We start from the raw sequence: 15,154 nt of genomic DNA, 5'->3' as shown, positions 1-15,154 counted from the left end.
GTCGCTCGTAACTTCGCGCTCAATCTCTACCGCTCCAACGCCTTCTCCAATATGGCTCAGGCTGAACGATTCTGTAAATTCGGCCTAGATACACTCAAGACCGTTTTTAGAATGAAATAGCCCTGGTCTATAAGCCCAGCTCTAAGCTTAAAAAATTGCTTGCTAGTGCAGGAGAAATTGACTTAAATGGATCTGTTGCAGGATGAAGATAGTAAACAGTTGCATGACTTTACCAAGTCATTGGTTCTATCTGTAGGATGTGGTAAACGCGACCCTGAACCAGGGGTTGTTAGGCTTGATGTATCTAAAGACGTTTCGCCAGACTATGTCTGGGATTTAGAAAATACTCCTTATCCATTTGAGGATAAGATATTTTCAAAAATTGAATGCTTCGATGTTATTGAACATCTCACTAATATTCCTAAGACACTTGAAGAATTTCATCGGATTTTGAAAACTGGAGGTGTCTTAATTATCACAACACCTCACTTTAGTTGTGCAAATTCATACATTGATCCAACTCACAAATATCATTTAAGCTATTTTTCCTTTGACTATTTTTGTAATGGTCATGAACTAGCTTATTACTCTAATGCACGATTTGAACTTCAATATCGCTTTTTGATGTTTCAAGGGGGGCGATTTAATCGGTCAATTGTTTCCCGATTGGCAAATCGTTTTCCTAAATCCTATGAAGAACGATGGGCTTGGATTGTTCCGGCCTGGTTTCTCTATTTTGAGCTGAAATCTATTGCGAAGGTTGATTGATGCGTGTTGCTCATATTACCCCCACTTATTTTGACAACGATTCAGTCATTGGCGGTGGAGAGCGATACCCAACTGAATTAGCTACATGGATGGCAAAACGTATCCCCGCTACACTAGTCAGTTTTGCTTCCAGTCGCCAGACACACTATGTTGGTAGTCTCCGAGTTGAAACTTATCCGGTTAAGCACTTTATTTACGGAAACCGCATTAACCCTATCAGTCTTCGCTACCTTACGTCAGTGATTAACGCTGATATTGTCCATATTCACAACATCAATACCGTTGTATCAGATGTGGCTTGTTTAGTAGGTCGGTTACTTGGCAAAAAGATGTTTGTAACTGACTACGGGGGCGGTGGTAATTTAGTGCTCAACCGCAAACTTCCAGTATTTCAGGGATACCGAGCAGCCATAGCCTACTCCCAGTTTGGAATTGGCTTTATTCCTGAATCACTGCGACAAAAAGCGATCTTAATCAAAGGCGGCATTGACATCGATAAGTTTTGCCCCGATCCTTCCCTACCGGCGGAAGACAAAATTCTCTACGTAGGACGTCTATTGCCTCACAAGGGCATTAATTACCTAGTCGATGCCATGCGCTCACTGCAAGAAACGGGTTATCGCCTAGTCATCATCGGCAGAGCTTATCATGATCAGTTCTACAGCGACTTGAAAGAGCAGGCTAAGGGATTACCTATTGAGTTTGTTCATGATGCTGATGATCAGCGCCTTATCAACGAATATCGGACGGCAAAGGTAACTGTATTGCCTTCTGTATATACTAGTTGTTATGGCAACTATACTCGCTTACCAGAACTTATGGGCTTTACGCTGCTAGAGTCACAAGCCTGTGGAACTCCAGCTATTTGCACCGATGCGGGGGCAATGCGGGAGTTTGTAGAGCATGGGCAGACTGGATGGGTAGTTGAGCAAAACTCAGGAGAGGCGATCGCTCAAGCTATCCGCAAAATCATTAATTTATCTCTAGAAGAGTATGAGCATTGGCAAACCCATTCTCGTCAATGGGTAACAACTCTGAACTGGGAGAGCGTTGTCGAGCAGCATCTAGAGCTTTATGCAAAATCCTAGTTTGCAGCAGGAAATGACCAAAAAAATTGAAGAACGATCTCTCCGGATTTTGATAGCAACCCATGCACCATTATTCCCTGAGTATGGAGCTGCCCAGATGGCAATTAACCTGGGCCAAGCCTTTAAAGACCTAGGGCATAGCATTACTCTCTGGTCTCCACCACCAATTCCAACTTCAGTTCGTAGTTGGAATCGATATTCTTACATGCAAAAAAGTTTGCAGACTTACCTTAAAACGCAATCAGACTTTGATATAATTGATTGCCCACCTATTTTAATTACTAGTTTAATTAGAAGTAAAGCACTGATTGTCTGCCGCGATGTACAGCCCGATCTACTTTACTTACTCAGTGGTCTAAGCATAGATATAGAGCAGGGTTGGAGAAACTTGCTACGGTTTCCTATCCGTTGTTTAAATGCTGGCTTACATGCTGTAGATGTCATACGTGGATGGTCAGGTGCTGACCAGATATATTGTCTGGGAACCCATGAACTTAAGTGGATGGAAAAGTGGTTCCCTTTTTGGAAAAAGAAATTAACTGTTTACTACAACGCTATTTCTGCAAGTGATCAAGAAAAGTTAGAGCATATCAGAACAAAGCGTTTTCAACCAGAAGCGAAGCCTATAAAATTTTTATGGATTGGGCGTTGGGTTCATCACAAAGGAACTACTGAGCTCAGCCATTTTATCCAAAATTGGCTTGTTATGAACTCCCAAGATAGTTTTACGATTGCTGGATGTGGCGACTGTCGGTTTTCTAAGTCGCTTTCCAAATTGAGTAAGAATAGTCGCGTTAATATTATTCCAAAGTTTAGTAGAATAGAGCTTTTTGACCTACTAGCTAATCACCACGTGGGACTATTTAGTAGCCGTGTAGAAGGTTGGGGGCTTTGCCTAAATGAAATGTTGGAATCAGGTATGCCCGTTTTTGCAACGACAGCAGGTGGTGTAGAGGACTTGCGCTCCTTGCTGGGCAGTCGATTGCAACCCTTTCCCCCAACATTGGAAACTCTTACTAACAGTTCTGATCTGGCTTCCTGGCCAACCAAGTATTATCAGCACTTCTCCTGGGAAGCGATCGCTGAAAGATATCTAAAGGAATTGGTGATTCAATCTGATTTGGAAGGCTCTTCCAAATCCAAGGTGATAATCGTATAATGAGTTACGCTCATGGATATTGGTGTTATAAATGTCCACATAAATACGTTACTCAATTTTCTAGATGCAACGGTTAAGCAGTGTATTCAGAAAGCTAAAGATGTATTTTTGATACTGCGATTACTCATTGCTGCAGTTAATTATTTTAGCTGTGAGCAATCTAGTAGAGAATTTCACCAGAGTCGATCAGTCTTATTACGTGGTTTATCCATCGTAGAGGAGCTAAATTGCCTGCTTATCAAAGATGAGTCATTGGTAAGTGGGCCTAAAAGAAAGCTGAAGAAATTGCAACTTTCTATATTTATCGCATCAAGATAGCTGCGTAAGAGCTATTTAGTATAGTATTTAACTCTCCCAACAAAACACAACATGGAGATTATATAAGCGCAAAATCAAACAAGTCTAGTACTTGGAAATATAGTCAGGTTTTTCCAAAAGATTACCTTTTGTAAGTTTGTACTACTCATGGAAATACATCATTGTTTGTGAACCAAACTATTATACTTTTCACCCATATACCAAAAACTGGTGGCACATCAATTAAGAAAAGCTTAATTGTAAGTCAAGATATTGAAAGATACAGGTTCACGGGGTTTGCAAGCATTTTCCTAAAGGATATTGGCAATATCAGTTTCTTGGAAGGGCATTATCCTTATGGAGTCCACCATTTTTTGAGGAATAGTAATAGAAAATATTATTTTGTGATCTTAAGAGAACCTCTAGATCGGGCAGTTTCATATTATTACTTCGTGCGGCAATGTGATACACTACACTACCGACATCCTAACCTAGAAGATGTAAAAAGATATTCCATCGGCGAATTTTATAAACACGAAAAGTATAAAAACATACAAACAAAGTTCATTGCAGGGTTTCCATGCAACAAAATTTCAAAAATTTTACCAAGAAAGATCGCGGCAGGAACTATTCTTAAGCATGCCAAAAAAAATCTTGAGTTTCATTACAACTTTTTTGGTTTCTTAGAGAATATAGACTTTTGCCAAGAAATACTGTCAAAGGATTTAAATCTTTCGAACTTTAAAGTTAAAGATCTTTCGAAAGTTACTCAAAATCGGCCCAAATTAGATGATTTAGATCAAAAGAGTAGGGATGTCATTTTAGAGGCAAATTTGCTGGACCTTGAGTTGTATAATCATGCGAAAAAAGTGTTTCGCAAACGCTATAAATCAGGACTCTTTCTCAGCCTAGAAAAAACTTGAACAAGGACTTTTAGTCAAGGAAAACTTTATTCTGACTGTTACTGTTACTGTTACTGTTGATGATCTTGAGAAGTAATAACAAAGATTGATAGATATGGGTTTAGGCTATGTTGCTGTATTAGGATGTCCACGATCAGGAACTACCTTTTTGATGAGCTGCTTGAACGTGCTTCCTTATACCGAATGTTTGTCGGGTATATCTTTTCCGGTTCCTGTTATTCACCTTATTGCCACTCAGGAATTCACCAACATCAGCCAAAAGTGTATGGACTATGCTTTAGAATCTACTCTAAATGTCTATCTTGATGCTTATTCAGGATCTCGAGCAAAAGCAATTCAACATTTTCTTTCTGGCTCTTTAACCTTTAAGGAGTTAAAAGAGATTTTTCAGCGCAATCATCAGATAAAAAGACTTGTTTATAAAGAACCCTTTTTTAGTTTTACCCCTGAATTTGTTTATAGAGCACTTCCCGAATGTAAAATCATTTATTTGATTCGTGATGGCCGAGATTGTGCCAATTCGTTAGTTGAAACCTATGGTTCATTGACTGATGAGAAATTAAGTAGTCATCGTACATCAGAATCACCACTAGGCTACTTTTGCAAAAATCAATACATACCTTGGTGGGTTGAATCAAGTGAAGCTGATGAGTTTATTCAAGCTTCAGAGTATGTGCGGTCAATTTGGATGTGGAAAGAAATGGTCAAACGCTGTGACGATTTCTTTTCTAAAAGGGATGTGACTCTCGGTAGTCGGGTTCTACAGATAAAATATGAAGAGTTGGTAACTCAACCTATAGTCATTGGCCAAAAAATAACCAATTTCTTAGATGTAGATTTTGATAAACGTTTCATCAAAAGGTTGCGAAAAGCATCGTCTAGCTCAATTGGAAAACACAAAAGTCGAGATCAATCGGAACTACACTCAGCAGAAAAACTAGCACATAGTGAATTAAAAATGTATGGTTATATCAATTAGATTGCAGGCGGTTGTAAATGCAAATGCTGAAGGCGCAGAATAAGGCCAAATATTACTCTGCATTCTTATTAATTGGCCTATTCCATCTAATCCTTAAAAACCCTAAATTATAGTGCGACTGGCTAACTCGAGAAAATCATGGCGAGTTATTTCCGTAATTCCACGCCTTCCTCCCTCTATTGATGGGGTAGGTGATTACGCCCTTGCCCTAGCTCGTCAACTTCGGTCGGATTTTAGTGTTGAAACTCATTTTGTGGTAGGAGATCCCACCTGGGTTGGCGATAATCAACTAGATGGGTTTTACACCACCAAGGTTACGGAACGGTCAGCAAAAGTATTATTTGCTCAGTTAGTGCAAGTTCGTTGTGTAAAGACTGTACTGTTGCACTACGTAGGCTATGGCTATGCTAAGCGAGGTTGCCCTAAATGGCTGGTCGATGGTTTGCTCCACTGGAAAGCTAGTTATCCAAAAGCGTGCTTGATCACAATGTTTCATGAGGTAGCAGCATCAGGTCTGCCCTGGACGAGTGCCTTTTGGCTTTCAGGTTCGCAGCATCAATTAGCGAAACGATTGGTTTTGTTGAGCGATCGTATCCTTACTAGCAAGCATTCTTACGCAGAGCTACTTCAGAACTATGCGCCAGAACGGTTTGCGACTATTCCAACACTTCCTGTCTTTTCAACCGTAGGCGAGCTACAAAACCCTTCCAGCTTGTCTGAGCGTGCCTGCCGTCTCGTCGTTTTTGGAGGATGCAGCAAACGCACTAAAGTCTACGAAGATTCATTAGAGCAGTTGCGCCAAATTTGCCAATACCTAGATGTACAAAAGATTCTTGACATTGGCCCTCCCCTTAGCTCACTTCCCGCCAATATAGGTACTGTACCGATTACCGCTATGGGTTGCCTTTCCAGCGAAAAGATTTCTGTCATTCTCTCCGGCTCCATAGCAGGTTTTTTCAACTATAGTCCTACATTTCTTGGTAAATCCACAATTTTCGCAGCGTACTGTGCCCACCGAGTCATACCCATTAGCGCCACTATGTCCGATCTCTATGAAGAGGGATTACAACCTGGTAAGCATTACGCTCTTTCAGCACAATACAACACTGAAAAAAAGGATCTGGCATTGATGCAGTCGATCGCAGATAATGCCTATTCTTGGTATCAGGTCCATAATTTAAGGGCTCAGGCTCAGGCATACAATGCTCTTCTCTACAGTTTAAATGCAATTTAACTATGGATCAATGATCATTAACCCCAACAACCTTACAGTAGCAGAGAAATTTTTAGCTGATTTCAGTGTCGGCATTAGCAATTCAGTTGTCTATGCTCGTTTTGAAAATTTTGCTCAAATAGCATTCCGAATCAGAAGCGGCTCTTGGCTGGGGCAGAACAGGGATTATTAACTCACCGACTGCTAGATTTAAACCTTTTTGAATTTGTCATAGCAGTAGATATCTAAACCAAAGCCGCAACCTCTTGATCCCGCTGTTGTATGGATGCAGCTAGATCTACTAAGCAATTCCTTAGATCTGAAAAACGAAATATTCGACACCATTGTTTTAGCAAAGGTTATTTAACACCTTGAAAATCTTAGGGCTACTGGTCGAGAATGGCTTAGGCTGCTTAAGCCTGGCAGACTCTTAATTTTTAGTACCCCTAACAATGAAAGCTAGCTTTCGATCCTTGCTCTAGTCATCTGTAATTATTTTGCTGATTTTAGTGAATCACCATGCCCTACCCACATCACTGCATTAGTTCGTCAAGATATTTCTCGAATACTTAAAGAATCAAGATTTTATGAACCCCGAATTTTTATTCAAAAATTTAGGGAGAACTCCAAAGTTTCCTCAATATCATTGACAAAAAATTGACCCATTCCGGGGTCGACGATTTAGTGCTAATATTCTAACGATTGTTTGGAAGTCGAGAAATAGTAGCCTATGAATCATGCATTAACTGAATTTACCATGGTTAAAGGACTCCATGAGTTCTTAGCCCTTGCCGTTGAGGCTAAGTTTGACAAGAACTCAAGCATTCTTGATCTTGGTGCGGGTGCAGGTGCCTGGTTAGAGCGATTAGGAAACTCTGGCTATCACAATCTGTACGGTGTAGATAAAGATGTAGAGCGATTCCAGGCATCAAAAGGTAAATTTGTTGTGGCCGATCTTGATTATGGCACTATTGGACTTGAAGGACAAACCTTTGATCTAATTACTTCTATTGAGGTAATTGAGCATCTAGAAAATCCAGGTCGGTTTTTGCGTCATGTCGCCGAGTTTCTTAACCATGACGGCTATCTTCTATTGACGACTCCTAATTTACATTCTGTTCTATGTCGTATACGTTTGCTTTTGACCGGCAATCTGCGACAGTTTGATACTAAGGGTGAACCCACTCACATCTATCCTGTTTTCCTAGAGCCTCTTAAGCGTCTACTAATGTTACATGATCTTGAAATTATTGAATCGTGGACATTTCCGAAGTCTACATCAGTAACGTCACGTCCTAGCCTTAAACTACTTTCATCGTTGGCTACGGTTTTCCTAAAGGATGATTTACCAGGAGATATTTTGTGTCTTTGGATTCGAAGAAAGTCTCAATCTAATGGCTCATGAATATTTTGATTTCGTCTCGTTTTTTCTATCCTAGTTTAGGTGGCAGCGAGACAAATGCTGAGATTCTGGCCCGTGAATTTATTCGACTAGGGCATCAAGTTAAGCTAATCACTCATACTCTCAACGTATCAGAAAATGGTAAGGAAAAGCAGTTTCCTTTTCCAGTTATCCGTCGTCCTAGTCAAACTCAGCTGCTAGCGCTAATACTCTGGTGTGATGTGTGCCTCCAAAACGGCATGCTTCTGAAACAAGCCTGGGCCATCTTATTGACTCAAACCCCTTGGGTCATTCGTCACCAAACCTGGCTCCAACATCCCAGTCAGCAGTCTACCTGGCTGACGAAGTTAAAGCTTTTTATGGTGAAATTTTCCACTTCAATTGCCATCAGTCAGCCTATCGCTGATCATCTCAAACATCCCTCAATCCTGATTCCTAACCCTTACCGAGATAACCTATTTTATTGTCTAACAGATGTATCGCGCACCAAGGAATTAGTTTTTCTAGGGCGTTTGGTCTCCGATAAAGGTTTAGATTTGCTGCTAAGCGCGATCGCAGACCTTAAGAAAAAGGATCTCTTTCCTCGGCTTACGGTCATTGGTACGGGCGAAGATGATATGCTCCTACGGCAGCAGGCTCAAGACCTAGCAATAGACACTCAGGTTACTTTTGTTGGCTCAAAAGTTGGCGATGAGCTAGTTCGCTTACTCAACGAGCACCAAATTTTAGTCGTTCCTTCGCGTTGGCACGAACCTTTTGGTGTGGTGGCGTTAGAAGGCATTGCTTGCGGCTGTGTGGCTGTGGGCTCATCAGGGGGCGGACTTAAGGAGGCTATTGGCAATTGTGGCCCTACGTTTCCTAATGGCGATCAGTCGGCTTTAGCTCAAGCGCTAGAGCAATTGCTAACTCAGCCTGCTTTACTTGCTCGGTATCGAGAAAACGCTTCTAGCCATTTGCGAAAACATCATCAGGCTACCGTAGCTAAAGCCTATCTCCAAGTTTTAGAGGAGGCGCTTTCATGAGCAATGTACTTTTAGCTTCTGTTGCTCTTAGCTTAGTTATCCTACTTGCTGCCCAAGACTGGCGGCGTTCTGTCAAAGCTATTTTAATTTTGGTCGTGCTGGAGGGGGCTCTACGCAAATGGGTACTTCCCCAAGCAAGTCAGTTTATTTACTTCCTTAAAGATTTTGTTTTAATTGGTGCTTACCTACGTTATTTCTTATTTTCTCAAGGTCAAAATCGGGTTTTCACTAAAACCCCAATCGTTCTGATGTTATTAGCTTGTATGGCGGTTTGGGGAAGTCTGCAAGCTTTTAACCCCAGTCTGGGTTCAATAGTCATTGGCCTTTTTGGCCTCAAAAATTATTTTCTCTACATACCTCTCATTTGGCTAGTACCTCAAATATTTGAGACTGAGGAGGAGCTATACCAGTTTATTCGTAACTACTTACTCCTGCTTATTCCAGTGGGCCTATTGGCAATTGCTCAATTCTTTAGCCCGCCAACTAGTCCTTTGAATGTTTACGCTTGGGGCGATGAAGCCCCAGGTATAGCTGTCTCTGGCCTAGGTACTGTCCGGGTAACAGGAACATTCTCTTATCTGTCAGGTTATACAACCTACCTGCTAGCCTGCCTATGTCTATTGTTGCCTATGCTGACCCGCCCTCAACCCCGACTATGGCAACTTCTGACCCTAACCGAGGTAGTCCTACTAGCCATCACTTCTTTTATGACCTTGTCAAGAAGTGTGATCTTTGGATCCATCTTAATGATTTTGGGTTACTTAGGCATTCAAGCACTAACTAACTTCTCTAATTTTTTTCGTAGTGTACGTAAAATATTTTTGCCAACAGTAGTTGGCTTTGTTGTTGTTACTCAAAGCTTTCGGTACGCATTTGATTCGTTTTTCACGCGAGCAACTGAGAATGAGGATGTATCCGGACGAATAACTAATAGTTTTATTCAGCCCTTTACCAACTTTAAGTTCAAAGGATTTGATGGCTATGGATTGGGGGCGACTTTTCAAGGTAACTCTATGCTGCGTAAGATATTTCATCTTTCGGCAGGAGAAGTCATTCCAGTTTACTATGAGAGCGAAATGGGTCGTATTGCCCTAGAAGTCGGGCCGATTGGGTTTTCTCTGTGGTATGGGTTGCGGCTTGTGCTGCTGTATTCCCTTTTTAAGGTTTATCTTAAGCTCAATCACCCATTTTTGCGACAGTTGGCCCTTAGCGCTTTTGTCTATCAAGGTATAACACTCATTTCTCAAATGGTTTATAACCATACTGCTAACGTTTACCACTGGTTTTTCTACGGATTCATCCTCTTGTTTCCCCACCTACAGCGTGTAGACCAATGGCAAAAAGCTCAACAACCAGGTCTTCTCTATGGGTATCCGACGCATATCCCTAGTGCATCACACCAGTAACCCTTTTGCTCGCAATGCTGCGATTGCAATAGCCGAGGCAGACCTGCTGCACGAGGTGATTACAACAATCGCCTACAACCCCAAAGGTCGATTAGCTCAGGCCATTCAACTACTGCCTAGTTCTATAGAGCGATCTCTCAGTCGAGAGCTAGAACGACGTACTTGGGTTGCCCCTGAGCATGCAGTCCTACGGACTCATGCTTGGAAAGAAGCCTTGAGAGTTTCTTTAGTAAAGTCGGGCCTCAGTGCTCACCTGGGCCTAGGGAAACATGGGCCTATAGACTGGGTTTACACCTCCCTAGATCACCATGTAGCAAAGCACCATCTCGATCATGTTGATGTCATTTATGCCTATGAAGATAGTGCAGCCTCTACATTTAAAGTGGCTAAACAGCGAGGTATAACCTGTTTCTATGAATTACCGATTGTGTTTCACCGCACAAGCCGCCAGATTCAACAAGACGAAGCTAATCTTTTTCCAGAACTTGCTTCGTCTTTACAAGCTGTAAATGAACCAGCATGGAAGCTCGAGCGCAAAGATCAAGAAATTGAGTTAGCCGATCATATCTTTGTGCCTTCTTCTATGACGCAGCAGTCGCTCTTGCAGGTGGGAATAGCACCAGAGCGCATCTCAGTGATTCCTTATGGCGCACCAGTTGATTATTTTCGACCTCAGCCCAAGCGCGATACGACGTTTCGCGCACTATTTGTAGGTCGAGTTGGCCCCCGAAAAGGCGTCCACTATTTATTGCAGGCATGGAAAACCCTTCAACTCCGCGATGCTGAACTGAAGTTGGTTGGGGTTAACGAATTTCCCCAAGGGTGGCTAGAGATATATCGAGATCACATTCACTATCTACCCAGCGTTCCCCATGCTAGCCTGAGTAAACATTACTGTAGTGCTAGCGTGTTTGTGTTGCCATCTTTGGTCGAAGGTTTGAGCCTTGTGCAGCTTGAAGCTATGGCCTGTGGAGTTCCTATAATCACTACCCCCAACGCCGCTGGACCTGAGATTATTACTGATGGAGTCGAAGGCTTTATTGTCCCTATTCGTGATGCTGACGCACTTCAGGAAAAGCTGGAGTGGTGTTACCAAAATCCTAAAAAGTTAGCGTCTATGGGGGTTGCTGCCAGACGTCGTGCAGAACGCCTTACTTGGGAGAATTATCGACAGAAATTTTTGGGAAAAGTTTCAGAATTGCTCGATGGTGGATTCTAAAACTCGTTTATCATTTGCTCTTAATCATCTTCTCCATGGATAAACCTGTTCAAGACCATCTGACACCTCTCAATCCTACTTCAAAAGGTATCTTACATCTATGGATACCCAATATGTTTGAGTTTAAGGGCGGTATACAGGTATATTCTGACTTCCTGTTACGGGCTATCCGATCTACTGCGATCTTTAAACATTCCGAGGTCTTTCTCAAGCACGATCGTCAGGTAGCCTTAAGCACTGAAATGTGGCCAAATTTTCGTTTTCATTGTTTTGGAGGTTGGCCTAAGGCTTTGCGAACAGTTGCTTATGCAATTAGCCTCTTGCTCTGGGGATGTTTGAAGCGGCCTCAACTAATTTTCACTACTCACCTTAATTTCATTCCTGTAGCCTACGGACTAAAGCGGTTTCTTGGCATACCCTATTGGACTGTAGCCCATGGAGTAGATGCTTGGAATATTCGAGCCCCTTTGTTGAAAGCATCATTGCGTCATGCCGATCTTATCCTTGCTGTTAGCCATTACACTCGCAGTCGACTTTTAATTGAACAAAACCTGGACGAAAATCAGGTTGTGGTTTTACCCAACACTTTCGAAACAAAGCGATTTAAAATTGCGGCTAAATCACCAGTATTACTAAAGCGTTACCAATTGCATATTGAGCAGCCTGTTATCTTAACGGTATCCCGACTTAGCAGTAGCGAACGTCATAAGGGGTATGATCAAATCATAAAAGCTTTGCCGGAGATCCGTCGGGCTTTGCCCACGATTCACTATATCTTGGTCGGAAAAGGCAGCGATCGCCCACGTATTGAACAGATGATTGCCGAATTAGATCTGCAAGACTGCGTGACATTAGCTGGTTTTGTGTCTGACAATGAGTTATGTGACCACTACAACCTCTGCGACGTCTTTGCTATGCCCAGCAAAAGCGAAGGCTTTGGCATTGTCTACCTTGAAGCCTTAGCTTGCGGCAAGCCTACGGTCGGGGGCAACCAAGATGGCGCTATCGATGCGCTACGTAATGGAGAATTGGGGGTTTTGGTTGATCCTGAAAACGTGAAAGAAATAGCCAGTACTTTGATAGAGATTCTTCAGGGTAAGTCGCCACACCCTATTCTCTATAAGCCAGAGATTTTGCGGGAAAAGGTAGATGCAACTTATGGATTCCCCAGATTTCAGGCTAACTTGTCAGCTTTACTCAAAGAATTTGATCTGGCAGCATCGTAATATGAAAGTTCTTCACGTGCTGCCGTCGCTGAGCTATAAGTTAGGTGGACCAACCCAAGTGGCCCTTAATACGGTTCGTGCCCTGCGAGATTTTGGCATAGACGCTGAAATAGCTACGACCAATGATGATGAAGCTGGTTTGCTGGATGTGCCAACCGGTTGTCAGGTTGACTACAACGGTATCCCGGTTTGGTTTTTCTCTCGATTGGCCCGGTTTAAGGAGTTTATTCCGTCTGTTGAGTTAACTCGGTGGTTTATTGCGCATCTGAGTAAATATGACATCATTCACAACCACTATCTTTTTTGCTTTGCTCCAACTGTAGCGGCAAAGTTAGCCTATCACTACCATATTCCGTACATCACTCGAACTATTGGCCAGCTTTCTCCCTGGGCACTTCAACAAAGCCAGCGCAAGAAACAAATCTACAGTCGATTGATAGAGCGGCCTACCCTAAACCGGGCTGCTGCGATTCATTGCACCACCTCGGCCGAAGCCGAGGATGCTCATCGCTTTGGGGTTCTCGCTCCTACTATAGTCTTACCCTTGGGGGTCAAGGCTGCACCCGTTATCGCCAATGCATCACAACAGTTGCGCGATCACTATCATCTACCACTCGACTGCAAGGTCATTCTATTTTTGTCACGTTTACATGAGAAAAAACGCCCCGATTTTTTGCTAAAGGTCTTTGCCCAACTCAATCCAAAACCTCATAATTATCACCTTTTGCTGGCAGGTGCCGGAGACACCGGGTACTGCGATCGTCTCAAAGCCTTAGCCCGCACCCTAAAAATTTCCAAAAGTGTTACCTTTGCTGGGTTCGCCTCTGGCGTAGCTAAAGATATCTTGCTTCAAGGTTCTGACCTATTTGCGTTACCGTCCTATTCAGAAAACTTTGGCGTTGCTGTAGCTGAAGCTCTCGCGGCTGGCCTACCCGTGGTAATTACCCCAGATATACAAATTTCCCCAGCAATTCAAGCGGCGACTGCTGGTTTAGTTGTGCCAGGATACTCTAGTGATTGGGTTCCTGCCCTAGCTAAATTATTGACATCACCAGATCTGAGGCAGAAAATGGGGCAGAACGCTCAACAACTAGCTCAAGAACAATACAACTGGCCTCACATTTCTCTACAGCTAGCTCAGACTTATCAAGAAATTTTGTCTGGAAAGCCTCTTTCTTTAGAATATTCCAAGACTCAACAAAACAACAAATCTAAAAAATAATCAATCTAATCAGCATTTGGTAGCAGAATTTGCTCACCATACCTCAGATAAGACAAGCAGCCTAGGCTTCTCATCTATCATCAGTCAACTTTTTGTCAAGCGGTACTCGCTCCTCTAAACTTGATAAGATTGCATCGGCTAGTACTTTTTGGCCAGCTTTGTTCATGTGGATTTTATCTCTATAGATGTCAACACCATGGCTGATAGATTCCCGATAGAATGGCTCTAAGGAAATTGCTGAAATGCCCAATTGCTCACATAATTCGGCAATCTTGTAATATCCCTCCTTGATGTGTCCCAATTCCAGTGCCTGTTTTTCTAAGTGCAAAAAAACTATCACTGTTTGAGATTCGGTCCTAGCTAAGGTTAGAAAGTCCCTCAAATCTTGTAACCCTTGCTCAATGTCCTCTGGACTAGCCTCTTGGGTCACGGTTTGGTTTTCATCGTGGTTTTTATTTCTCCTAGCCATCCACTTATTCCAAAACATGGGTAGATAACGGCTTAGAGCTTCTGTGAGTGCAGATTTAGGACGACGGACTGGATGAGTATTCAAGTTGAGAGGGGCAAAGGAAGGATTGTCAGCATAATCATCACTAGATAATACTAACAGGACAATATCGGCATCAAAGAAACCATACTCCTTTGCATAAGCTAACCAATTACCTGGCCCCCAGCTTCCTGCTGATATGTTACCAACGGTTACCCGCCTATTTTGGCTCTGGGCTAACTGTTGCGAAAGCAGCGTTGTCGCTAAATTTTCATGGCCGATTTGACTACCTCCGTTTAAAATTGAGTCCCCAAACACCATAACTCTGATCTCATCAGGACCTGAGTGCTCAGCAGGAAAATCCTCTGATCGCATTCCATACTGGTTAATAAGAATATGATTGCCAAAACGGTAGACATCCTGCCCAGGCTTAAACATGTACTCGATGGTAGGATGCCCAATTGTCAAAGGCGGTGTGCCTAGCCCGAGGCCAAAGCGGGCAAAAAGTTCTATGGCCAAAATTACAGCTAGTGATATGCTAAAAATACGTGTGGTCTTACTAAGTTTTATTGGTATCATAATACTTGCTTTGTTACAGAGCTATGTTTATTGGCCAATATAGCGGTTCCTGAATGGGCGAGGTACGATCAAAGTAGAGGAAATACTGCGCACGCTACAGTCTTGGTTTTCCTTTAGGAGAGTGTGATGAAAGCCTACTCACTTGACTTCCGGGAAAAGATCAT

General features: G+C 42.5%; 14 protein-coding genes. 13 read left to right on the top strand and 1 reads right to left on the bottom strand.

Annotation, left to right across the window (positions count from 1 at the left end):
- Positions 1-186 precede the first annotated feature (186 nt).
- The 13 genes from ACQ4N7_RS28995 (at position 187) to ACQ4N7_RS28935 (ending at position 13,924) form a co-directional block, all read left to right on the top strand.
- The gene (locus ACQ4N7_RS28995; protein WP_430714908.1) at positions 187-768 is read left to right on the top strand and encodes a class I SAM-dependent methyltransferase; all 582 of its coding nucleotides are present in this window, start codon (positions 187-189) and stop codon (positions 766-768) included.
- Positions 768-1,856: a glycosyltransferase family 4 protein gene (locus tag ACQ4N7_RS28990; protein ID WP_430714907.1), complete on the top strand. Its 1,089-nt coding sequence runs from the start codon at positions 768-770 to the stop codon at positions 1,854-1,856. The genes ACQ4N7_RS28995 and ACQ4N7_RS28990 overlap by 1 nt, the downstream gene beginning before the upstream one ends.
- The gene (locus ACQ4N7_RS28985) at positions 1,843-3,015 is read left to right on the top strand and encodes a glycosyltransferase family 4 protein (RefSeq protein ID WP_430714906.1); all 1,173 of its coding nucleotides are present in this window, start codon (positions 1,843-1,845) and stop codon (positions 3,013-3,015) included. Before ACQ4N7_RS28990 ends, ACQ4N7_RS28985 begins: the two co-directional genes overlap by 14 nt.
- 12 nt (positions 3,016-3,027) lie before the next feature.
- Entirely contained in the window at positions 3,028-3,333 is a 306-nt protein-coding gene (locus ACQ4N7_RS28980) for a hypothetical protein (protein WP_430714905.1), read from the top strand.
- A 167-nt stretch (positions 3,334-3,500) separates the two neighbouring features.
- Positions 3,501-4,235 (top strand): sulfotransferase family 2 domain-containing protein, encoded by a 735-nt coding sequence (locus tag ACQ4N7_RS28975; RefSeq protein WP_430714904.1) that lies wholly within the window; start codon positions 3,501-3,503, stop codon positions 4,233-4,235.
- Between the two features lie 94 nt (positions 4,236-4,329).
- Complete coding sequence (locus ACQ4N7_RS28970) at positions 4,330-5,214, top strand: sulfotransferase (RefSeq protein ID WP_430714903.1); 885 nt, start codon at positions 4,330-4,332, stop codon at positions 5,212-5,214.
- 253 nt (positions 5,215-5,467) lie between these two features.
- Complete coding sequence (locus tag ACQ4N7_RS28965) at positions 5,468-6,448, top strand: glycosyltransferase family 1 protein (RefSeq protein WP_430714902.1); 981 nt, start codon at positions 5,468-5,470, stop codon at positions 6,446-6,448.
- A gap of 709 nt (positions 6,449-7,157) precedes the next feature.
- Entirely contained in the window at positions 7,158-7,832 is a 675-nt protein-coding gene (locus tag ACQ4N7_RS28960; protein ID WP_430714901.1) for a class I SAM-dependent methyltransferase, read from the top strand.
- Positions 7,829-8,851: a glycosyltransferase family 4 protein gene (locus ACQ4N7_RS28955; protein ID WP_430714900.1), complete on the top strand. Its 1,023-nt coding sequence runs from the start codon at positions 7,829-7,831 to the stop codon at positions 8,849-8,851. Before ACQ4N7_RS28960 ends, ACQ4N7_RS28955 begins: the two co-directional genes overlap by 4 nt.
- The gene (locus tag ACQ4N7_RS28950) at positions 8,848-10,257 is read left to right on the top strand and encodes a hypothetical protein (protein WP_430714899.1); all 1,410 of its coding nucleotides are present in this window, start codon (positions 8,848-8,850) and stop codon (positions 10,255-10,257) included. The genes ACQ4N7_RS28955 and ACQ4N7_RS28950 overlap by 4 nt, the downstream gene beginning before the upstream one ends.
- On the top strand, positions 10,217-11,476 hold the full coding sequence (locus tag ACQ4N7_RS28945) for a glycosyltransferase family 4 protein (protein ID WP_430714898.1): 1,260 nt from the start codon (positions 10,217-10,219) through the stop codon (positions 11,474-11,476). Before ACQ4N7_RS28950 ends, ACQ4N7_RS28945 begins: the two co-directional genes overlap by 41 nt.
- Positions 11,477-11,511: 35 nt before the next feature.
- Complete coding sequence (locus tag ACQ4N7_RS28940; RefSeq protein WP_430714897.1) at positions 11,512-12,702, top strand: glycosyltransferase; 1,191 nt, start codon at positions 11,512-11,514, stop codon at positions 12,700-12,702.
- A gap of 1 nt (position 12,703) precedes the next feature.
- Positions 12,704-13,924 (top strand): glycosyltransferase, encoded by a 1,221-nt coding sequence (locus tag ACQ4N7_RS28935; RefSeq protein ID WP_430714896.1) that lies wholly within the window; start codon positions 12,704-12,706, stop codon positions 13,922-13,924.
- Between the two features lie 70 nt (positions 13,925-13,994).
- Here ACQ4N7_RS28935 and ACQ4N7_RS28930 read toward each other — a convergent pair whose 3' ends face one another.
- Complete coding sequence (locus tag ACQ4N7_RS28930; protein ID WP_430714895.1) at positions 13,995-14,930, bottom strand: hypothetical protein; 936 nt, start codon at positions 14,928-14,930, stop codon at positions 13,995-13,997.
- Positions 14,931-15,154 lie beyond the last annotated feature (224 nt).

Source organism: Nodosilinea sp. AN01ver1, from assembly GCF_050565655.1.
In the GTDB taxonomy this organism is placed as follows: domain Bacteria; phylum Cyanobacteriota; class Cyanobacteriia; order Phormidesmidales; family Phormidesmidaceae; genus Nodosilinea.
The sequence above is the reverse complement of the archived record's forward strand: the minus strand, read 5'-3'. Positions and strand labels throughout refer to the sequence as shown.

What these genes read in the sequence shown, in the direction of transcription:
- ACQ4N7_RS28995 (WP_430714908.1), top strand. Translation starts at nt 187, where the DNA reads ATGGATCTGTTGCAGGATGAAGATAGTAAACAGTTGCATGACTTTACC.
- ACQ4N7_RS28990 (WP_430714907.1), top strand. Translation starts at nt 768, where the DNA reads ATGCGTGTTGCTCATATTACCCCCACTTATTTTGACAACGATTCAGTC.
- ACQ4N7_RS28985 (WP_430714906.1), top strand. Translation starts at nt 1,843, where the DNA reads ATGCAAAATCCTAGTTTGCAGCAGGAAATGACCAAAAAAATTGAAGAA.
- ACQ4N7_RS28980 (WP_430714905.1), top strand. Translation starts at nt 3,028, where the DNA reads ATGGATATTGGTGTTATAAATGTCCACATAAATACGTTACTCAATTTT.
- ACQ4N7_RS28970 (WP_430714903.1), top strand. Translation starts at nt 4,330, where the DNA reads ATGGGTTTAGGCTATGTTGCTGTATTAGGATGTCCACGATCAGGAACT.
- ACQ4N7_RS28960 (WP_430714901.1), top strand. Translation starts at nt 7,158, where the DNA reads ATGAATCATGCATTAACTGAATTTACCATGGTTAAAGGACTCCATGAG.
- ACQ4N7_RS28955 (WP_430714900.1), top strand. Translation starts at nt 7,829, where the DNA reads ATGAATATTTTGATTTCGTCTCGTTTTTTCTATCCTAGTTTAGGTGGC.
- ACQ4N7_RS28950 (WP_430714899.1), top strand. Translation starts at nt 8,848, where the DNA reads ATGAGCAATGTACTTTTAGCTTCTGTTGCTCTTAGCTTAGTTATCCTA.
- ACQ4N7_RS28945 (WP_430714898.1), top strand. Translation starts at nt 10,217, where the DNA reads ATGGGTATCCGACGCATATCCCTAGTGCATCACACCAGTAACCCTTTT.
- ACQ4N7_RS28940 (WP_430714897.1), top strand. Translation starts at nt 11,512, where the DNA reads ATGGATAAACCTGTTCAAGACCATCTGACACCTCTCAATCCTACTTCA.
- ACQ4N7_RS28935 (WP_430714896.1), top strand. Translation starts at nt 12,704, where the DNA reads ATGAAAGTTCTTCACGTGCTGCCGTCGCTGAGCTATAAGTTAGGTGGA.